Here is a 20,931-nt window from a genome sequence, read left to right as displayed (position 1 = left end):
TTGTCAGCGCCCATGGATAACTGGATCGCGTTGGTCAAGGCCAACATGGAAGACCGCAAGGTCACGCAAGGTGAACTGGCTGAGCGCCTGGGCATGTCCCAGGGCGGCGTCGGCCATTGGCTTAACAAGCGCCGTGCGCCGAGCCTGGTGGACATGAATCGGGTGCTGGCGGCGCTGGGGCTGGGCTATCTGGAGGTCGCGCTGGATATTCGCGAGCGGGTCGATGAGCCGCCTGCGGAGAAAAACTACAACCCGTATTTCCGTTATCCGGTCAGCGATTGGAATGGGTTGTGCGAAGTGCGTGAGCCGCGTACACCTTACGGCGCTGCCCGCTTCGAGCTGACGGATTACCACGCCCGGGGCGAAGCCTTCTGGCTGCCGGTCACCGGCGACGCCATGACCGCACCCAGTGGCCTGAGCATCAGTGCGGGCATGATGATCCTGGTGGACCCGGCCATTGCCGCCGAGCCCGGTAAATTAGTGGTGGCCCAGTGGGTCGGGAGCCCCCGGGCGACCTTTCGCCAGTTGCTGGAGGAGAGCGGCCAGCGTTACCTGGTGCCGCTCAATCCCACCTACCCGAAGCAGTTGCTGACCGACGATTGCCGCCTCCTGGGCGTCGTCGTACAGGCCACGGCAAAATTTTAACCAGCCGTTTCAAGCTCCACCAAAGTGCAACCTTCGGCAACCATTTCGCCTTCCTGGCAGAACAGTGCCTTGACCACCCCGGCCTGGGGCGCACGGATGCTGTGTTCCATTTTCATGGCTTCCAGCACCACCAGTTGCGTGCCGGCTTCCACCGGTTGGCCCACCTCTACCAGCACCCGTACGATGCTCCCATTCATCGGGGCTGTCAGCCCACCCTGATGGGATTGGTTGGCCTCGACTGCAGCAATCGGATCGAACAACGATACGCCGCGCATCTCGCCGTCCCAACGCAGATACACCGTGTGGTCATGGCGTACCGCCAGATGGCTGCGACGCACGCCCTGTTGTTCGATCAGCAACTGTTCGCCACGCAACTGTGGCGCCTGGGCGGCCTGCGTCACCAGTCGGTCCTGGCCATTGCAACTCAAATGCAGTGACACCTCGGCAGGCAGCCCGGCGCGAAAGCCGCGTTTATCTGCCCAGGGTCCATCCGATGGTGGCAGGCTCTGCATGTATGCCGCGGCGGCCGCCTGCCAGAATTCATCACCCAGTTCACCGGCCTCGGGCAACAAGTCATCCTGATAGCGCGGAATGAATCCGGTATCCAGTTCCGCATCCGCAAACGCCGGATGCCCGATAATGCGCCGCAGAAAACCCAGGTTGGTCTTGAGCCCGCCGATGGCAAACTCATCCAGCATGCCCAACAACCGCAACCGCGCCTGTTCACGGTCCTCGCCCCAGGCAATCAGCTTGCCGAGCATGGGGTCATAGAACGGCGAGACGTTGTCGCCTTGCTCGACACCGCTGTCCACACGGCGCCCTGGTCCGGGTGCGGATTCGCGATACAGCGCCAGGTGCCCGGTGGCAGGCAGGAAGTCATTGGCCGGATCCTCGGCATACAGCCGCACTTCGATCGCATGGCCGACCAGCGGCACCTGTTCCTGGGTGATCGGCAGCGCCTCGCCCTGGGCGACACGAATCTGCCAGGCCACCAGATCCAGGCCGGTAATCGCTTCGGTGACGGGGTGCTCCACCTGCAGTCGCGTGTTCATCTCCATGAAGAAGAAATCGCCACGCGCGTCGAGCAAAAACTCCACAGTGCCAGCACCGACATAACCGATGGCCTGGGCCGCACGCACAGCCGCCTCGCCCATGGCCTTGCGTTGTTCAATACTCAACCCCGGTGCTGGCGCTTCCTCGACGACTTTTTGATGGCGACGCTGAATCGAGCAGTCCCGTTCGTTGAGGTACAGGCAATGCCCGTGTTGATCGGCGAACACCTGGATCTCCACATGACGTGGCTTGAGCAGGTATTTCTCCACCAGCATTTGCCCATTGCCGAAAGACGACAGGGCTTCTCGCTGGGCCGAAGCGAGCGCCTCGGCCAACTGGCTGACGTCCTCGACCACCTTCATGCCCTTGCCGCCGCCACCGGCCGTGGCCTTGAGCAGTACCGGGTAGCCAATGCGCTCGCAGGCGGCGCGGAAGGTGTCCAGGTCCTGGGCGTCGCCGTGATAGCCCGGCACCAGGGGCACGCCTGCGGTTTCCATCAGCGCCTTGGCGGCCGACTTGCTGCCCATGGCATCGATGGCGGAGGCGGGCGGCCCGAGGAAGATCAACCCGGCGGCTTCAATCGCACGGGCAAACCCGGCGTTCTCCGACAGAAAACCGTACCCCGGATGGATCGCCTGGGCGCCGCTGGACTGGGCGGCGGCGATCAGCTTGTCGATTTGCAGGTAGCTGTCGGTAGCCTTGCTGCCGCCCAGGTCGACGCGAATATCCGCCTCACGGCTGTGCCGTGCATCGCGGTCGATGGCGCTGTGCACCGCCACGGTGGTCAGGCCCATGGCCTTGGCGGTGCGCATCACGCGGCAGGCAATCTCGCCACGGTTGGCCACCAGCAGGGTTGTCAATTTACTCATGAACGCGGCTCCTGGGGCTGCCAGCTCGGTGGACGTTTTTGCAGGAACGCGCGCAAGCCTTCCTGGCCCTCGGTGCTGACCCGGATGCGCGCAATGGCGTTTTCGCAATAGCGGCGCAGCGCTGGGGTGAGGGCACCGTTGCCCACTTCGCGCAACAGGTCTTTGCTGGCGCGCATGGCAGCCGGGCTGTTGTGCAGCAGGTTGGCGATCCACTGTTCGACCTGATGGTCCAGCTCGCCGATGGGATAGCTTTCCGCCAGCAAGCCGATGTCGCGTGCGCGCTGGCCGCCAAAGCGTTCGGCGGTCAGGGCATAGCGCCGTGCTGCGCGTTCGCCGATGGCTTGCACCACGAACGGGCTGATCACCGCCGGCGCCAGGCCGATGCGCACTTCCGACAAGCAGAACTGCGCATCATCGGCACCAATCGCCATGTCGCAGCAACTGATCAAGCCGAGTGCGCCCCCGTAGGCCGCGCCTTGCACCACCGCCAGGGTCGGGATTTTCATTTTGGCCAGGTTGTACATCAGCTCCGCGAGTTCGCGGGCATCGTCCAGGTTGGTGTGGTAATCCAACTCGGCCGACTGCTGCATCCAGGCCAGGTCGGCGCCGGCGCTGAAGTGCTTGCCGCGCCCGCGCAGGACCAGGAAGCGCAGGGACGGATCGCCTTGTACCCGATCGAGGGCGATGATCAGCTCGCGGATCATCTCGGCGTTGAACGCGTTGTTCTTGGCTTCACGACTGAGCCACAGCGTGGCAAAGCCACGGGGGTCGATGATCAGTTCGAGGGTGTTGAAATCGCTCATGGGGTACAGCTCCATTTACATGCGGAACACGCCGAAGCGGCTCGGCTCGATGGGGGCATTCAGCGACGCGGACAAGGCCAGCGCCAGCACGTCACGGGTCTGCAACGGGTCGATCACACCGTCGTCCCACAGGCGTGCGCTGGAGTAGTAGGGATGACCCTGGGTTTCGTACTGGTCGAGGATCGGCTGCTTGATCGCGGCTTCTTCTTCCGTGCTGAACGCTGTACCGGCGCGTTCGGCCTGCTCGCGCTTGACCTGCACGAGCACACCCGCCGCCTGTTCGGCGCCCATCACGCCAATGCGTGCGTTGGGCCACATCCACAAAAAGCGCGGGTCATAGGCGCGGCCACACATGCCGTAGTTACCCGCGCCAAAGCTGCCGCCGATGATCACCGTGAACTTCGGCACCTTGGCGCAGGCCACGGCGGTGACCAGCTTGGCGCCATGCTTGGCGATGCCGCCGGCTTCGTACTTCTGGCCGACCATGAAGCCGGTGATGTTCTGCAGGAACAACAAGGGAATGCCGCGCTGACACGCCAGCTCGATAAAATGCGCGCCTTTTTGCGCCGCTTCGGCAAACAGAATCCCGTTGTTGGCCAGGATCGCAATCGGGTAGCCGTGCAGGTGGGCAAAGCCGCACACCAGGGTGGTGCCAAACAGCGCCTTGAATTCATCGAACACCGAACCGTCCACCAGCCGTGCAATGACTTCGCGCACATCAAACGGCTGCTTGGCGTCGGCCGGGATCACGCCGTACAACTCTTCACTGCTGTACAGCGGAGCTACCGGCGAACGTTGCAGCAACTGGCCTTGTTTGCGCCAGTTGAGGTTCGCCACGCTGCGCCGGGCCAGCGCCAGTGCATGCTCATCGCTGTCGGCATAGTGATCGGCCACCCCGGAAATCCTGCAGTGCACATCGGCCCCACCGAGGTCTTCGGCACTCACCACTTCACCGGTCGCCGCCTTCACCAACGGTGGACCGGCGAGGAAGATGGTGGCCTGGTCGCGCACCATGATTGCTTCGTCGGCCATGGCTGGCACATAGGCGCCACCGGCGGTGCACGAACCCATCACCACCGCAATCTGTGGGATGCCCTGGGCGCTCATGTTGGCCTGGTTGAAGAAGATCCGCCCGAAGTGCTCGCGGTCGGGAAACACTTCGTCCTGGCGCGGCAGGTTGGCACCGCCTGAGTCCACCAGGTAGATGCACGGCAGGCGGTTCTGTTCGGCGATGGTCTGGGCGCGCAGGTGTTTTTTGACGGTGAGCGGGTAGTAGGAGCCGCCTTTGACCGTGGCGTCGTTGGCGACGATCATGCATTCGACGCCTTCCACGCGGCCGATCCCGGCAATCACCCCGGCGGCCGGCACGTCTTCGCCGTACACCTGATGGGCGGCCAGTTGGCTGAGTTCAAGGAACGGCGAGCCCGGGTCGAGCAAACGATTGATACGCTCGCGGGGCAGCAACTTGCCGCGTGAGGTGTGTCGCTCCTGTGCCTTGGCGCCGCCGCCTTGCTGCACGTGGGCGAGCAGGGTGTGCAGGGCGTCGACCTGTTGGCGCATCGCCGCGCTGTTGGCGGCAAACTCCGCCGAACGCGGGTTGAGCTGGGTGTGCAAGGTGGCCATGGTGCGCTCCTTCAGCGGGTTTCGTTGAAGAGTTCGCGACCGATCAGCATCCGCCGGATTTCACTGGTGCCGGCGCCGATCTCATACAGCTTGGCGTCGCGCAGCAGGCGCCCGGCCGGGAATTCGTTGATGTAGCCGTTGCCACCCAGGATCTGGATCGCGTCCAGGGCCATTTGCGTGGCGCGTTCGGCACTGTAGAGGATCACCCCGGCGGCATCCTTGCGCGTGGTCTCGCCACGCTCGCAAGCCTGGGCCACCGCGTAGAGGTAGGCGCGGCTGGCGTTGAGCTGGGTGTACATGTCGGCAACCTTGCCCTGGATCAGCTGGAATTCGCCGATGCTCTGGCCGAACTGCTTGCGGTCGTGAATGTAGGGCACGATCAGGTCCATGCACGCTTGCATGATTCCGGTAGGGCCGCCGGAGAGCACCACGCGCTCGTAGTCGAGTCCGCTCATCAGCACTTTCACGCCGCCGTTGAGCGCGCCGAGGATGTTTTCTTCGGGCACTTCCACATCATCGAAAAACAGCTCGCAGGTGTTGGAGCCGCGCATGCCCAGCTTGTCGAACTTGTTGCTGCGGCTGAAGCCCTTCCAGTCGCGCTCGACGATAAACGCGGTGATGCCGTGCGGGCCTTTTTCCAGGTCGGTCTTGGCGTAGATCACATAGGTGCTGGCATCGGGGCCGTTGGTGATCCAGGTCTTGCTGCCGTTGAGTACGTAATGGTCGCCGCGCTTATCGGCGCGCAGCTTCATCGAGACCACATCGGAGCCGGCGTTTGGCTCGCTCATGGCCAGGGCGCCGACGTGTTCGCCACTGATGAGCTTGGGCAGGTATTTGAGTTTCTGCGCGTGATTGCCGTTGCGGTTGATCTGGTTCACACACAGGTTGGAGTGTGCGCCATAGGACAACGCCACCGAGGCCGAGCCGCGGCTGATCTCTTCCATGGCCACCACATGGGCCAGGTAACCCAGGCCGGCACCGCCATATTCTTCTGGCACGGTGATGCCCAGCAGGCCCATGTCACCGAACTTGCGCCACAGGTCGGCGGGGAACAGGTTGTCGATGTCGATCTGCGCCGCACGGGGCGCGATTTCCTTGCCCACAAAAAACTGCACCTGGTCGCGCAGCATGTCGATGGTTTCACCGAGGGCGAAGTTCAGGGACGGGTAACTCATGGACAGGCACCTTAATGTGAGCATTGTTGTTGTGTGGATGGGGCGCCAGGGGAGGGCGCTCACCTTTACGTTAACGTAAGCTTGCGTTGCGGCGCTGTCAATCGTAGTTTACGTTTACGTCAACCTACAAAAAAGACAACAGGGGTCGTTATGGAACAACCGAACCAGAGCTACAGCCGCGGCTCACAGGACAAGACCTTGCTGGCCATGACGATTGGCCAAGCCTTTGACCGAACCGTTGCGCAGTTCCCCGATGGCGAGGCCTTGGTGGTGCGTCATCAACAACGCCGCTACACCTGGCGACAACTGGCGGAGACTGTCGATTTGCACGCGCGGGCGTTCATGGCCCTGGGCATGCAAACGGGCGACCGCCTGGGCATCTGGGCACCCAATTGTGCCGAGTGGTGCATCAGCCAGATTGCCAGTGCCAAGCTCGGGGTGATCCTGGTCAACATCAACCCGGCCTATCGCAGCAGCGAGTTGGACTACGTGCTCAAGCAGTCCGGCTGCCAGTGGCTGGTGTGCGCCGGCTCATTCAAAAGCTCCGATTACCACGCCATGCTGCAGGAGCTGAAACCGGACGTGCGCGGCCTCATCAGCCTCGATCCCAAACCGCCCGCAGGGTTCATGCCGTGGTCGCAACTGGCCGCGCTCGGCGCTGGCATTGCGCCCGAACAGTTGCACAGTCGCCAGGCCAGCCTGCACTTCGATCAGCCCGTGAATATCCAGTACACCTCCGGCACCACCGGCTTCCCCAAGGGCGCCACCCTCAGTCATCACAACATCCTCAATAACGGCTACATGGTCGGCGAAAGCCTGGGCCTGACCGCGCAAGATCGCCTGGTGATCCCGGTGCCGCTGTATCACTGCTTCGGCATGGTCATGGGCAACCTGGGCTGCATCACCCATGGCACCACCATGATCTATCCGAACGACGGCTTCGACCCGCTGCTGACCCTCACCACCGTCGCCGAAGAACGCGCCACCGGTCTTTACGGCGTACCCACCATGTTCATCGCCCTGCTCGATCACCCACAGCTGGGCGACTTTGACCTGTCTACGCTGCGCACCGGCATCATGGCTGGCGCCACGTGTCCCATCGAGGTGATGCGCCGGGTCATCAGCGAACTGCACATGCGCGAGGTCCAGATTGCCTACGGCATGACCGAGACCAGCCCGGTGTCGCTGCAAACCGGAGCGGACGATGACCTGGAGCGCCGTGTGACCACGGTCGGGCGCACCCAGCCACAATTGGAAAGCAAGATCATCGATGCAGACGGCAACACGGTGGCGCGTGGAGAAATCGGCGAATTGTGCACCCGCGGCTACAGCGTGATGCTCGGCTACTGGAACAACCCCGACGCCACGCGCGAGGCCATCGACGACGCCGGCTGGATGCACACCGGCGACCTGGCAAGCATGGATGCCCACGGCTACGTATGCATCGCCGGGCGCAACAAGGACATGATCATTCGCGGCGGCGAGAACGTGTACCCGCGTGAGCTGGAGGAGTTTTTCTTTACCCATCCGGCGGTGGCGGATGTGCAGGTCATCGGCATTCCGGATGCGCGCTACGGTGAAGCCATCGTTGCCTGGATCAAGTTCCACCCCGGCCATGTCGCCGATGAACTGGAGCTGCAAACCTGGTGCAAGGGCCGCATCGCGCACTTCAAGACGCCCAAGCACTTCAAGTTCGTAGAGGAGTTTCCGATGACGGTAACGGGCAAGATCCAGAAATTCCGCATGCGCGAGATTTCCATGGAGGAGTTGGGGGCAGGGCAGGAGTAAATCCCTGAATGCACAAAGGGGACCCGAGGGTCCCCTTTAATTTGTCGTTGCGTGCTCTTTTTTTATTATTGAGGGGCGGTCTATTGTTGTTTTTGGCAACCGTTACCCTTTACCGCTGTTTTTGGCGACCCCCATCCGGGATCAAGAGCAAACGTATTTTTTTGAGCGCTGATCTGCTTCTTCGTGATGATCCAACCAGTGGGCAGCTACCTGAGGTAGTTTTATTTTTCTCTGACCGGTTGCGGGTTTCGGCATGCCGTACCCTGCGAAGCACATCTTCTCCAAAAAAATCTGTTAGCTGCGTCTCTGCCGTGTTGTTTTTGTTATGTCAGAGTCGTTTCGTCTTATTTTTATTAGGTTTGGCGCTTTTTATTCTTGTTATGCGATAGAGATAGCAGAACCCGTGCCAACTTTTTAAAACCCTTTAAAATCAATGATTTGATTTTTGTGTAGGGATTGGCCTACGGCAAATACGACAAAATATGTTCCCGTGTTACTCGATGTGTAGGCGTGCGGTAACACATTGTCACGGCCAGGCTACTCAACCGGCGTTACGCGCCTTGGCCACACGCGATCCTGTTGGCCGGCCCAGTACGCTGCTGATCTGCTGCCCCGCGCCAATCAATGCCTCAAGGTCGATACCGGTCTCGATGCCCAGGCCGTCGAGCAGGTACAACACGTCTTCGGTGGCGACGTTACCGCTGGCGCCCTTGGCATAGGGGCAGCCGCCGAGGCCCGCGATAGAGCTGTCGAACACCGTGATGCCTTCCAGCAGGCTGGCGTAGATATTCGCGATGGCCTGGCCATAGGTGTCATGGAAGTGCCCCGCCAGCTTGTCCCGTGGCACCTGCGCCGCGACCACCTCGAACAGCCGTCGCGTGGCGCCTGCCGTGCCGGTGCCGATGGTGTCGCCCAGAGACACCTCGTAGCAGCCCATGGCATACAGCTCCCGCGCCACCGCCGCGACCTGTCCCGGCGCGATCTCGCCTTCATACGGGCACCCCAGCACGCAGGACACATAGCCCCGCACGCTGACCCCATGCTGCCTGGCCGCCGCCATGATCGGCGCGAAGCGCTCCAGGCTTTCACTGATGGAGCAATTGATATTGCGCTGGGAAAACGCCTCGGACGCAGCGGCAAACACCGCCACTTCCTTAACGCCAGCCGCCAGCGCGTCGTCAAACCCGCGCAGGTTCGGCGCCAGCGCACCATAAGTCACACCGGGCTTGCGCTGGATCTGCGCAAATACCTCGGCGGAACCGGCCATTTGCGGCACCCACTTGGGCGAGACAAAACTGCCGACCTCGATATAGCGCAAGCCGGCAGCGCTGAGGGCGTCCACCAAACGGACCTTGTCCGCCACGCTGATGGGTTGGGCTTCGTTCTGCAAACCATCGCGCGGGCCGACTTCCACCAGGCGCACGTGTGAGGGGAGGGACATGGCAATTACCTTCTGATCAGTGGTCGGCCTGGCGCAGGGTGTGGGCCAGGGCCTGGGTGCAGCGCTCTTCGGCGGTGTCCAGTTCCAGCTTCATCTGTTCGATGTCCAGCAGTTGCTGTTCCAGCTGCTCGCGGCGCTCGGCGATTTTTGCCAGCATGCTGTTGAGTTGCACGTGGTTGCCACTGGTGGGGTCGTAGAGTTCGATCAGCTCGCGGCACTCGGCCAGGGAAAAACCGATGCGCTTGCCCCGCAGGATCAGTTTGAGGCTGACCTTGTCGCGCGCCGAGTAGATGCGCTCCTGGCCCCGGCGTTCCGGGGCCAGCAGGCCTTGTTCTTCGTAGAAGCGAATGGCGCGGGTGGTGATGTCGAGCTCGCGGGCGAGGTCGGAGATGCTGTAAGTCGTGCTCATGGGGGCGCTCAAGGAGGTCTTGGCGTTAAGCTACTGGCAGGTTGACGTAAACGTCAAGGGTCGCTGCGCGACCCATCGAGGGCAAGCCCCCTCCCACAGGACGCTCGCCAACCTCACGCCTGTTGTTTATCCAGCTTCTTCTCATGGGCCGTGACCTGCTGGCACAACTCGATCATCTGCTCGCGCATCCAGCGGTTGGCCGGGTCCTGGTCGGTGCTTTCGTGCCAGTACAGATGGGTTTCCACCGGCGGTACGTCGTTGACCGGCAGGTTGAACCAGTGCAGTTCATGGCGGCGGGCGAAGCGCTCGGGCACGGTCATGACCATGTCGGTCTGCTGCAGCACCTGCGAGGCCATCAGGTAATGCTGGGAGCGCAGGGCGATCTTGCGCTGGATGCCCATCTTGCCCAGGGCCAGGTCCACATGACCCAGACCGTTGCGCCGGCTGGAAATATGGATGTGGGTCAGCGACAGGTAGTCATCCAGCGTGAGCTTGTCCTTGCCGGCCAGCGGATGCCCCTTGCGCATGGCACACACGTAGCGGTCTTCCATCAGCTTGACGTGGCGAACCTGCGGGTCCGTGTTGAGCGGCGCATCCACGGCAAAATCCAGGCGCCCGGCGGCCAGTTCCTTGGTGGTTTCGCGGCGCTTGGACAGGAAACTCTCGATCACCACCGTGGGCGCCAGGCGACGCAGGCGCTGGAACAGCAGCGGCAGGATCACCGCCTCGGTGAGGTCGGTCATGCTGATGCGGTAGGTCTTGGCCGCCTGTTGCGGGTTGAAGATGCGGCTTTCCTGCACTGATACCCGCAGCAACGACAGCGCATTGCGCACCGGGCCGATGATGTTCTGTGCCATCGGCGTCGGCACCATGCCCTGGGCGGTGCGCACGAACAGCGGGTCGTTGAAGGTCTCACGCAGGCGCGCCAGCGCGTTGGACACCGCCGGCTGGGTGATGCCGACAATCTGCCCGGCGCGGGTCAGGTTGGCTTCGGTGTAGATCGCGTCAAAGACGATAAACAGGTTGAGGTCGACCTTGCTCAGATTCATTTCGCAGCGCTCTTATTGTTAGGTGGCCATACGTCGATCATATATCGGTGATGAATGTTAATACACGCCGAGAATAGGCTAGGTAAATTATCAACGCTGTTCTAGCATCGATTGCATGACCTAAACAACCTCTCAGAGAAGGGAGCTGCTCATGGATTTCGCCTATTCGCCCAAGGTTCAGGAACTGCGTGAACGCGTCACTGCGTTCATGGACGCTTACGTTTACCCGGCGGAGCCGGTGTTCGAACGCCAGGTCAGCGAAGGCGACCGCTGGCAGCCCACCGCAATCATGGAGGAGTTGAAAGCCAAGGCGAAGGCCGAAGGCCTGTGGAACCTGTTCCTGCCTGAATCCGAACTGGGCGCCGGCCTCACCAACCTCGAATACGCGCCACTGGCCGAAATCATGGGGCGCTCCCTGCTGGGCCCGGAGCCGTTCAACTGTTCCGCCCCCGACACCGGCAATATGGAAGTGCTGGTGCGCTACGCCAACGAAGAACAGAAGCAACGTTGGTTGGAGCCCTTGCTGCGCGGTGAGATCCGCTCAGCCTTCGCCATGACCGAGCCGGACGTCGCTTCCTCGGACGCCACCAACATGGCCGCCCGCGCCGAGCGCCAGGGCGACGAATGGGTGATCAACGGCAAGAAATGGTGGACCTCCGGGGCCTGCGATCCGCGCTGCAAGATCCTGATCTTCATGGGCCTGAGCAACCCGGATGCGCCACGCCACCAGCAGCACTCGATGATCCTGGTGCCAGTGGACACCCCGGGTGTGAAAATCGTGCGCCCGCTGCCGGTGTTCGGCTACGACGACGCGCCCCATGGTCACGCCGAGGTACTCTTCGACAACGTCCGTGTGCCCTATGAAAATGTCCTGCTCGGCGAAGGCCGGGGTTTCGAAATCGCCCAGGGCCGCCTCGGTCCAGGCCGTATCCACCACTGCATGCGCTCCATCGGCATGGCTGAGCGTGCGTTGGAGTTGATGTGCAAACGCTCCGTCAGCCGGACCGCGTTCGGCAAGCCGCTGGCCCGGTTGGGTGGCAATATCGACAAGATTGCCGACTCACGCATGGAGATCGACATGGCGCGCCTGCTGACCCTGAAAGCGGCGTACATGATGGACACCGTGGGCAACAAAGTGGCGAAGAGTGAAATCGCCCAGATCAAGGTAGTGGCGCCGAACGTGGCCTTGAAGGTGATCGACCGCGCAATCCAGATTCACGGCGGCGCCGGCGTTTCCAACGACTTCCCGCTGGCCTACATGTACGCCATGCAACGTACCTTGCGCCTGGCCGATGGCCCGGATGAAGTGCACCGGGCGGCCATCGGCAAGTTCGAGATTGGCAAGTACGTGCCTAAAGAGCTGATGCGCAGCGGGCAGTAACACCGCGTCGCCTGCATCGGGGGCAAGCCCCCTCCCACACTTGGATGTGTTCACAGATCAAAATGTGGGAGGGGGCTTGCCCCCGATGAGGCCGGATCAGGCAATGAAGCTCCATCAGCCCTCAGTAAACCCAAACCTCCACCCGCCGATTCTTGATCCGGCCTTCATCCGCCGTATTCGCCGCCACCGGCATCTGCGCACCCAACCCACGGATATCGCGCAGCACCACGGCGTTCTTCACCAACTCCCGACGCACCGCCATCGCCCGCAACTTTGACAGTAGCGCGGCGCGCTGCGGGTCATCCTTGGCATCGCCAAAGCCCACCAGCGTCACCTGCTTATCCAGCTTGTCGTGGCTCTTCAGATACGCCACCACCCTTTGCAGATCCTGGCGCGCCTTGTTGTCCAGGCTGGCGCTGCCTTCTTCAAAGCGAAAATTCACCGTCAGGCGCTGGGCGTCGCGGGCGATACCCTGATAATCATCGGGCATCGACGGGCGCGGTTGCACGGCGATCGCCTGCACCTGCTGCGCAATAAACCCGTTTGCGGCCACAATCGCCTGGCCCTTGGCGCTCTGGGTAAAGTCCACCAGCGCCTTGGCCCACGGGTTATGCCCGGACGGCGGCAGGTAGAAAAACAACCGGCGTGACAGCGGGTAATCCTCGGTAGCAATCAGGCTGTTGAGCGCCAGCATGGGCTGTGAATCGCCATCCACAATCGCCACGGCTTTGGCCTGGCGTACGTAGGGCAGGCCGATAAAGCCGATACCCTGCGGGTCTTGGCTGACCGCGTCGGACAGCTGCTCGCTGGACTCGAAACGCTTGGCACCCGAGGCAAGCGGCTTGCCACGCAGACGCAATACCAGTTCCTTGAACGTGTCGTAGGTGCCGGATTGATCATCCCGTGCGTACACATGAATGGGGCCGCCCACTCCACCCAGCGCCTCCCAGGTACTGACCTCACCATTGAAGATCTGCGCCAGTTGCTCGGTATTCAGTGTGTTCAACGGGTTCTGCGGGTGGAGGATGATCGCCAGGCCGTCGATGGCAATCACTTGTTCGGCTTCAGGGCTTTTCAGGTCGCCCAGGGGTTCAAGGTCGACCAGTTCACTGTCCTTGATCGGGCGAGACGAGGCGGCGAGATCGGCGCTGGCTTTTTTCAGCGCCGTGAACCCGGTGCTCGATCCGTGGGCCGCGACCTCGATGGTCACGGTCTTGCCTTGGCGCGTCTTGCCGATCACACGCTGTTCATTGACGCCTTCGCCCGGTTCGCTGTGCACCGCCTGCAAGCCCTGATGCTCCATCAGCCCCTTGGCCAGTGCCGGACCCAACGCCGCGCCAATGGTATTGGAGCCCTGGATACGCAGTGCCGGGCCTTGATCAGGAAGGGGCAGGGGAGCGGATACGGCGAAGAGGGGAAAAACGGTCAGCAGTAACAGAACGCGCAGCCTCATGCCGGCACCTTCTCAAGCCAAAGGGAGTGCCGCGAGAATAAGACAGGCAGGTTGCATAAATGTGACGGGTGCGCCGCAAGGCTGAATGTGGGAGGGGCAAGCCCACTCCCACTTTTTGCGATCAGCTCAGTTCCAGCCAGATCGGTGCATGGTCCGACGGCTTCTCCAGCCCACGCAGCTCGTAATCCACCCCGGCATCCTTGACCCGCGAAAGCAGGCCATTGGAGGCCAGGATCACGTCAATGCGCAGCCCACGCTTGGGCTCGTCTTCAAAGCCCCGGCTGCGGTAGTCGAACCAGCTGAAGCGGTCGGCCACGTCCGGGTTGAGGTGGCGGAAGCTGTCCACCAGGCCCCAGTTTTTCAGGCGAGCCATCCATTCGCGCTCTTCCGGCAGGAAGCTGCATTTGCCGGTCTTGAGCCAACGCTTGGCGTTGTCGGCACCGATGCCGATGTCGCAGTCTTCCGGGGAAATGTTTACGTCGCCCATCACCACCAGCGCCTGGTCGTTGCTGAACTGGCTTTCCAGCAGCTGCTGCAGGTCTTCATAGAAGCGCTGCTTGGCCGGGAACTTGGTCGGGTGGTCGCGGCTTTCGCCCTGGGGGAAGTAGCCGTTCATGATGGTGACCGGGTGGCCGTTCGCGTCGGCGAAGGTGCCCCAGATAAAGCGACGCTGGGCGTCCTCTTCGTCACTGGCAAAGCCTTTGTGCACGCTCAGGGCTTCCTTGCGCGAGAGCAGCGCCACCCCGTAGTGGCCTTTTTGCCCATGGTAGTACACGTGATAGCCAAGGGCCTGCACTTCGGCCAGCGGGAATTGGTCATCGTGGACTTTGGTTTCCTGCAAGCCGATCACGTCGGGCTGGTGCTTTTCAATCAGCGCCGCCAACTGATGAGGGCGGGCGCGCAGCCCGTTGATATTGAAGGAGACGATTTTCATGGTCGGCAGTCCAGTCTGGCAAAAGGGCGATGCTAGCGGACAAGTCGGACGGGGGCCAGCGTGGCGGTAGGGCACATGCACTGCTAATGTCTGGGAACGACTCGTGCTGTGTAGGTTCGTACCCATAAGAACGCTGCCTTTTGAGCCGCGCCCAGGGAGATTGACGGTATGCCGGACACTACAACTGCAATTGCTGAAATTCGCCTGCTCAACAGCGGTTACTCCCGCGAGGCCCGGTCCCTGTTGTACCAGGCCTATCGGCATGAGCCGACCTTCGCCTACATCTTCGAAGCCGAGCGCCCCGGTTATGAACAACGGGTGCGCGCCACCGTGCGCGAGTTGGTCAAGCAGCACTTCTTTCAGAAACTGCCGGCCATCGGCCTGTTCGTCAACGACCGGCTGATCGGCATCGCCCTGATCGCGCCACCGCAGCGGCGCCTGGGCATCACCGAAAGCTGGGCCTGGCAACTGCGCATGTGGCTGAGCACCGGCGTGCGCGGTACACGGCGTTACCTCGACTACCATCACGCGGTGCTGGCGTGCCTGCCCAGTGAGTCGGTACATGTACTGCCGTTGCTGGGCATTCACCCGCAGTTCCAGGGTAAGCATTACGGCGAGCAGTTGCTGGAAGCCGTGCACAATTGGTGTGCCGAAGACCCACATTCATCCGGTGTGGTGCTGGACACTGGGAATTCACGTTACCTGGAGTTCTATAAGCGTCAGGGCTACGAGGAAATCGGTGAAGTAGCGGTAGGCCCGATCCTGGAACATGTGTTTTTCCATCCCAATCCGCAGTCGTTACATGCTGCAACGGCTTAATACAGAATTATTCAGATAAATCCGAGTTCAAAGAGTCTCCCTTGCTCGTGTAGCATCCGCGCCTATGAAGTTTCCAGGAAGATTTACCAGCGGCTTGATTCTGCTGTTCACAAGCTGCGGCGCGTTGGCGCAAAGCGAACTGGACGTGCGGATCAAGCCTTCGAACGACGCGTTGAAAGCCAACATCGAAGGCTATATCGGCGGGGTGGGCGATCGTGATGAAGAGGCCCTGCTGCGGTTCAGCCGTGGCGCCGAGGAGCAGGCGCGCAAAGCTGCCCAGGCCCTTGGCTTCTATCAGCCACAGATCGACAGTGAAGTGAAGGGCGGCAAGAACCCGCGCCTGATCCTCACCATCGACCCCGGCGAACCGGTGCATTTGCGCAACGTGACCATTCGGGTCGACGGCCCCGCCGCAGACCTCAAGACCTTTCGCGTGCCCGTCAGCAACGACCTCAAGGCCGGCGCTGTGCTCAACCACGGCCATTACGAAGACGCCAAGCGCCTGATCCAGAACCAGGCTTCGCGCTACGGCTTTTTCAGCGGGCGCTTCACAAGCCAGAAACTTGCGGTAGACCCGAAGGCCGGTGTCGCCGATATCGAACTCATCTACGACAGCGGCCCGCGCTACACATTGGGCAAAGTCAGCTTCGCCGGCGACACGCCGTTTGACGAAGAGCTGCTGCAACGCATGGTGCCGTTCAAAAGCGGCACGCCCTACGATTCCGAACTGATCGCCGAACTCAACCAGAACCTGCAAGCCAGTGGCTTTTTTGAAGGCGTGCGCGTGGACGCCGCCCCTGCCGCGTCGACCAATGACATCATCCCGGTGGCCGTGCGCCTGGAGACCCGCAAGCCGCGCACCATGGGGCTGGGCCTGGGGTTTTCCACTGACGTCGGCCCGCGTGGCAAAGCCAACTGGACCCGCCACTGGGTCAACCCCCAGGGCCACAGCTATGGTTGGGAAGCCGAGCTGTCGGCGCCGCGGCAGAACGTCGGCCTGTGGTACGACATACCGCTGGACCCACCGCTCACCGATAAACTGCGCTTTGCCGGTGGCTATCAGAACGAAGAAATCGCCAATACCGACACCCTGAGTAAATTGCTCACCGTGGGCCCCGAGTGGCACAGCAAGTTGCCCAGCGGCTGGACCCGGGTGATTTCGCTCAAGTATCAGCGTGAAGAATATCGCCTGGGCAATGACTCCGGCCTGAGCAACCTGGTGATGCCGGGCGTCAGCTATTCCTATCTGCGCAGCGACAACCGCATCGACCCGCACAACGGCTACCGCCTGCAGTTCGACACCAAAGTCGCCAAGGAAGGCCTGGGCTCCGATACCAACCTGCTTTACGGCACCGCCATGGTCAAAGGCCTGACCACGCTGTGGGACAACCATCGCTTCCTGGCCCGTGCGCAGGTGGGCGGCAGTGCCACCAACGGCTACAAATCGGTGCCGCCATCGCTGCGTTTCTTTGCCGGTGGCGACCAGAGCGTACGGGGCTATGAGTACCAGACACTGTCGCCGGAGAACGACCGGGGCGATCGCATCGGTGGCCGCTACATGGTGGCCCTGAGCGCCGAGTATCAATATTCCATCGCCGAGAAATGGCGGATCGCGACCTTCGTCGACCAGGGCAACTCGTTCAATACCCTGGAAATGCCCAGCCTTAAAACCGGCGTTGGCGTCGGTATCCGCTGGGTGTCGCCGGTCGGCCCGATCCGCCTGGACCTGGCCCATGCCCTGGAAGACCCGGGCGGCATTCGATTGCACTTTTCCATGGGGCCTGAGCTGTGATGCGTGGTGTGAAAATAGCGGGGTTGGCCGTGGTGGCGAGCCTTGCCGTGTTGTTGCTGGCAGTGTGGGCGCTGCTGGGCACCCAGGCGGGCAGCCGCTGGGCCTTGGCCCGCGTGCCGGGTTTGAGTGTCGACAATTTCCAGGGGCATCTGGGCGGCCAATGGAGCGCCGACCATTTGCTGTGGCAGCAGGACAGCAGCCGTATCGAACTCCAGGCGCCCCAGCTGGATTGGTCGCCGGCCTGCCTGTTGCGCATGACCTTGTGCATCGACCGCTTGGACGTGGAACAGGTCAGCCTGCAATTTCCACCGAGCACCGAAGAAAGCAGCGGCCCCATCGCACTGCCTGACTTGAAGCTACCCGTGGCCATCCAGTTGGGCGACGTTCGCGTCGGCAGCCTGCTGTTCAACGGCAGCGAAGAGCTCAAGGGCCTGCAACTGGCGGCGCATTGGACCGCCGCGGGCATGCAGATTGATTCGGTGCATTTGCAACGCGATGGCCTGGTGCTGGACCTTTCCGGCTTGCTGCAACCCACCGGTGACTGGCCGTTGAGCGCCAGCGGTAACCTTAGCCTGCCCTATGCACCGGGCGGCGCACCCTGGACCGTTGCGCTCAAGCTAGACGGCGACCTGCTCAAGACCCTCAGGCTTGACGCCGACAGCACGGGCTATTTGCCGGCCAAGCTCACGGGAGAACTTCAACCCCTGGTGGAACACCTCCCAGCGCAATTACACATCACCGCCGACGGCTTCAAGCCTAGCGCCGAGCTGCCCGACACCCTGCAACTCAATCAACTCGACCTCACCGCCCAAGGTGATTTGAGCCGTGGCTACCAACTGCTGGGCAAAGCCGTGCTGCCGGCGGAAAAAGGCCCGGTGGACTTGCTGCTGCAAGGCAAGGTCGACGCCAAGGGGGCGCAGATCGCCGGCCTGGACCTGAATGCCGGTGACAAGCAAAGCCTCAAGCTCAGCGCCAATCTGGACTGGCAACAAGGCTTCAGCGCCGATGCCAAGGTCGACTGGCTGAACTTCCCCTGGCATCGCCTCTATCCGGTGATCGACGAGCCGCAAGTCACCCTGCGTACGTTCAATGGCGAGATTTCCTATAAAGACGGCAACTACCTGGGCAATCTCAAGGCCGACCTTGATGGCCCGGCGGGCAAGTTCAATGTGGTCACGCCGTTCAGTGGCGACCTCACGCAAATCTTCCTGCCCGAGCTGAAACTCACAGCCGGCCAGGGCAAGGCCGAGGGTCACCTGAACCTGCAATTTGCCGATGGCATTGCCTGGGACACTGCCCTCGACCTGTCGGCGCTGAACCCGGCGTACTGGGTCGCGGAACTGCCCGGCACCCTGGCCGGGCCGCTGCGCAGCAAGGGCGAGTTCAAGAACGAGCAACTCAAGCTCAATGCCGACCTCGACCTCAAGGGCCGCCTGCGCGGGCAAACCGCGGTGCTGGCGGCCAAGGCCGAAGGCGCGGGCGAGCAGTGGACCCTGGCCAACCTGGACATTCGCCTGGGCGACAACCGCATCAACGGCAGCGGCAGCCTGCAACAACGCCTGGCCGGGCAGATCGATATCAAGCTGGCGCGCCTGGCCCAGTTGTGGCCGCAGTTGCGCGGGCAGGTCAATGGCCGGCTCGACGTGGCCGGCAGCCTCAACGCGCCTCAGGGCAAACTCGCCCTCAAGGGCCAGCAACTGGCGTTTGCCGAGAACCGCCTGCAAAGCCTTACCCTCGATGCCAACCTGGATAACGCCCAGCGCGCCAAAATCGACCTCAAGGGCAGCGGTATCCAGGCCGGCGACACCCAGGTCGGCACCCTGACGGCCAGCGCCCAGGGCGATATCAAGCACCAGAAAGTCCAACTGGACCTGGCCGGCCCGTTGGTCAAGCTGGCCCTGGCATTGGACGGCAATCTCGACAAAGGCAATTGGCGCGGGCGCCTGGCCAGTGGCGACGTCCAAGCCGGCGGCCAGGACTGGAAGCTGCAAACGCCGGCCAAGATCGAACGCATGGCTGATGGCAGGCTGACATTTGCCGCGCATTGCTGGGTGTCCGGCCCCGCCAGCCTGTGCGGCGAAGACCAGCGCCTGATGCCCGAGCCGAAGCTGCGCTACCACCTCAAGCAATTCCCCATCGACAGCCTGGCGGCGTTCCTGCCCAAGGATTTCGCCTGGCAGGGCAAGCTCAATGCTGACCTGCAACTGGACCTCCCGGACAGCGGCCCCAAAGGCGTGGTCTCGGTGGACGCCAGTGGCGGCACCCTGCGCGTCAAGGACAAGGACCAGTGGCTGGATTTCCCGTACGACACCTTGAAGCTCGAAACCACCCTCAACCCCAAGCGCATCGACACGCAGCTCAACTTCCGTGGCGGCAAGTTGGGTGAATTGATGGTGCAGGCGCAACTCAACCCGTTGCCGAAAAACAAACCGATCACCGGCAATTTCAACTTGGCCGGCCTTGACCTTTCCGTGGCGCGGCCGTTTGTGCCGATGGTGGAAACCCTTAGCGGCAAGCTCAATGGTAATGGCCGTATTTCCGGTGGTTTGCTGGCGCCCCAGGTCAACGGCAACGTCAACCTGGTGGGCGGCGAGATCTCCGGGCCGGAGCTGCCCATCAGCCTGGAAGGCCTGAATGTGCAGGCGCTGATTGCCGGCGAAAGCGTGCAGCTCAACGGCGCCTGGCACAGTGGCAAGGCCGGGCAGGGCAGCCTCAAGGGTCAGATCGACTGGGGCAAGGCGCTGGTGGTGGACCTCAGTTTGCAAGGCTCGCAGTTGCCGGTCACGGTCGAACCTTACGCCGTGCTGGAAGTGGCGCCCGACCTGAAAATCAGCCTGAAGAACGACAAGCTGGCCATCGCCGGCAACGTGCACATCCCACGTGGCGACATCACTGTGCGCGAGCTGCCGCCGTCGACGGTCAAGGTTTCCGATGACACGGTGATCATCGGCAGCCAGACCGAGGAGGGCAAACCACCGATGGCCATGGCGATGGATATCAACGTGGTGGTGGGCGAAGACAAGCTCAACTTCTCGGGCTTCGGCCTCACCGCCAAGGTCCAGGGCCAGGTGCACATCGGCGACAACCTCGACACCCGGGGCGAGCTATGGCTCAACGATGGCCGCTACCGCGCCTATGGCCAGAAGCTCGATGTGCGGCGTGCGCGGCTGTTGTTTGCCGGGCCGCTGGACCAGCCATTCCTGGATATCGAAGCGATTCGCAAGACGGGCGATGTGGTCGCCGGTATCCGCCTCAGTGGCAGCGCGGAACAGCCCACCACGCAAATCTTCTCCGAACCGGCCATGAGCCAGGAACAGGCGCTGTCCTACCTGGTGCTGGGGCGTCCGCTGAGCACCAGCGGTGAAGACAACAACATGCTGGCCCAGGCTGCGCTGGGCCTGGGTTTGATGGGCAGTGCCGGGGTCACCTCGGACCTGGCGAAGAACCTGGGCATCCAGGACTTTGAACTCGACACCCAGGGCAGCGGCAATAACACCGCCGTGGTGGCCAGCGGCAAGATCACCGAGAAACTCAGCCTGCGGTATGGGGTAGGCGTGTTCGAACCGGCCAGCACCATTGCCTTGCGCTACCTGTTGAGCAAGAAGGTGTACCTGGAAGTGGCGAGCGGCGTGGCCAGCTCCCTGGATATCTTCTACAAACGTGACTTCTAAGCCACACAGGGACAAAAATGTGGAAA

The 20,931-nt window shown here is 62.2% G+C and carries 15 protein-coding genes; 6 read left to right on the top strand and 9 right to left on the bottom strand.

Going from position 1 to position 20,931, the window contains the following annotated elements; translation table 11 throughout:
* Positions 1 to 12 precede the first annotated feature (12 nt).
* Positions 13 to 645 carry a LexA family protein gene (locus BM110_RS06845; protein ID WP_071492000.1) on the top strand — a complete coding sequence of 211 codons (633 nt, stop codon included), beginning with the start codon at positions 13 to 15 and terminating at the stop codon, positions 643 to 645.
* Here BM110_RS06845 and BM110_RS06840 read toward each other — a convergent pair.
* The 4 genes from BM110_RS06840 to BM110_RS06825 are packed head-to-tail and all read right to left on the bottom strand — an operon-like array spanning position 642 to position 6,168.
* Positions 642 to 2,567 (bottom strand): acetyl/propionyl/methylcrotonyl-CoA carboxylase subunit alpha, encoded by a 1,926-nt coding sequence (locus BM110_RS06840; RefSeq protein ID WP_093512883.1) that lies wholly within the window; start codon positions 2,565 to 2,567, stop codon positions 642 to 644. The two genes, BM110_RS06845 and BM110_RS06840, sit on opposite strands and share 4 nt — an antisense overlap.
* Complete coding sequence (locus BM110_RS06835) at positions 2,564 to 3,370, bottom strand: gamma-carboxygeranoyl-CoA hydratase (RefSeq protein ID WP_092244853.1); 807 nt, start codon at positions 3,368 to 3,370, stop codon at positions 2,564 to 2,566. The genes BM110_RS06840 and BM110_RS06835 overlap by 4 nt, the downstream gene beginning before the upstream one ends.
* A gap of 15 nt (positions 3,371 to 3,385) precedes the next feature.
* The gene (locus tag BM110_RS06830) at positions 3,386 to 4,993 is read right to left on the bottom strand and encodes a carboxyl transferase domain-containing protein (RefSeq protein ID WP_092244856.1); all 1,608 of its coding nucleotides are present in this window, start codon (positions 4,991 to 4,993) and stop codon (positions 3,386 to 3,388) included.
* 11 nt (positions 4,994 to 5,004) lie between these two features.
* Positions 5,005 to 6,168 carry an isovaleryl-CoA dehydrogenase gene (locus BM110_RS06825; protein WP_093512881.1) on the bottom strand — a complete coding sequence of 388 codons (1,164 nt, stop codon included), beginning with the start codon at positions 6,166 to 6,168 and terminating at the stop codon, positions 5,005 to 5,007.
* 150 nt (positions 6,169 to 6,318) lie between these two features.
* Between BM110_RS06825 and BM110_RS06820 the strand changes: the two genes are divergently transcribed.
* The gene (locus BM110_RS06820) at positions 6,319 to 7,956 is read left to right on the top strand and encodes an AMP-binding protein (protein WP_093512879.1); all 1,638 of its coding nucleotides are present in this window, start codon (positions 6,319 to 6,321) and stop codon (positions 7,954 to 7,956) included.
* A 541-nt stretch (positions 7,957 to 8,497) separates the two neighbouring features.
* On the opposite strand, the gene BM110_RS06815 is transcribed toward BM110_RS06820, so the two are convergent.
* The 3 genes from BM110_RS06815 to BM110_RS06805 form a co-directional block, all read right to left on the bottom strand.
* Complete coding sequence (locus tag BM110_RS06815; RefSeq protein ID WP_093512877.1) at positions 8,498 to 9,397, bottom strand: hydroxymethylglutaryl-CoA lyase; 900 nt, start codon at positions 9,395 to 9,397, stop codon at positions 8,498 to 8,500.
* A gap of 16 nt (positions 9,398 to 9,413) precedes the next feature.
* Positions 9,414 to 9,806, bottom strand: a complete 393-nt coding sequence (locus BM110_RS06810; protein ID WP_071491993.1) for a MerR family transcriptional regulator — start codon at positions 9,804 to 9,806, stop codon at positions 9,414 to 9,416.
* A 113-nt stretch (positions 9,807 to 9,919) separates the two neighbouring features.
* A complete protein-coding gene (locus tag BM110_RS06805) occupies positions 9,920 to 10,855 on the bottom strand; it encodes a LysR family transcriptional regulator (protein ID WP_071491992.1) in 936 nt (311 codons plus the stop codon).
* Between the two features lie 151 nt (positions 10,856 to 11,006).
* Between BM110_RS06805 and BM110_RS06800 the strand changes: the two genes are divergently transcribed.
* A complete protein-coding gene (locus BM110_RS06800) occupies positions 11,007 to 12,236 on the top strand; it encodes an acyl-CoA dehydrogenase (protein WP_028616890.1) in 1,230 nt (409 codons plus the stop codon).
* Between the two features lie 121 nt (positions 12,237 to 12,357).
* Here the strand turns inward: BM110_RS06800 and BM110_RS06795 are convergent, their stop codons facing one another.
* Entirely contained in the window at positions 12,358 to 13,689 is a 1,332-nt protein-coding gene (locus BM110_RS06795) for a substrate-binding domain-containing protein (RefSeq protein ID WP_093512875.1), read from the bottom strand.
* Between the two features lie 121 nt (positions 13,690 to 13,810).
* Positions 13,811 to 14,623, bottom strand: a complete 813-nt coding sequence (xthA, locus tag BM110_RS06790; protein ID WP_093124042.1) for an exodeoxyribonuclease III — start codon at positions 14,621 to 14,623, stop codon at positions 13,811 to 13,813.
* 168 nt (positions 14,624 to 14,791) lie between these two features.
* On the opposite strand from xthA, the gene BM110_RS06785 reads away from it, so the two are divergent.
* The 3 genes from BM110_RS06785 to BM110_RS06775 all read left to right on the top strand — a co-directional run bounded on the left by BM110_RS06785 (position 14,792) and on the right by BM110_RS06775 (position 20,905).
* Complete coding sequence (locus BM110_RS06785) at positions 14,792 to 15,442, top strand: GNAT family N-acetyltransferase (RefSeq protein ID WP_071491988.1); 651 nt, start codon at positions 14,792 to 14,794, stop codon at positions 15,440 to 15,442.
* 64 nt (positions 15,443 to 15,506) lie between these two features.
* Positions 15,507 to 17,234 carry an autotransporter assembly complex protein TamA gene (locus BM110_RS06780; protein WP_092244878.1) on the top strand — a complete coding sequence of 576 codons (1,728 nt, stop codon included), beginning with the start codon at positions 15,507 to 15,509 and terminating at the stop codon, positions 17,232 to 17,234.
* Positions 17,234 to 20,905 (top strand): translocation/assembly module TamB domain-containing protein, encoded by a 3,672-nt coding sequence (locus tag BM110_RS06775; protein ID WP_093512873.1) that lies wholly within the window; start codon positions 17,234 to 17,236, stop codon positions 20,903 to 20,905. The genes BM110_RS06780 and BM110_RS06775 overlap by 1 nt, the downstream gene beginning before the upstream one ends.
* Positions 20,906 to 20,931: the final 26 nt, after the last annotated feature.

Source organism: Pseudomonas sp. NFPP28 (genome assembly GCF_900115535.1).
Taxonomy (GTDB): Bacteria; Pseudomonadota; Gammaproteobacteria; order Pseudomonadales; family Pseudomonadaceae; genus Aquipseudomonas; species Aquipseudomonas extremorientalis.
Note: the sequence above shows the minus strand (reverse complement) of the source record. Positions and strands in the feature narration are given on the sequence as shown.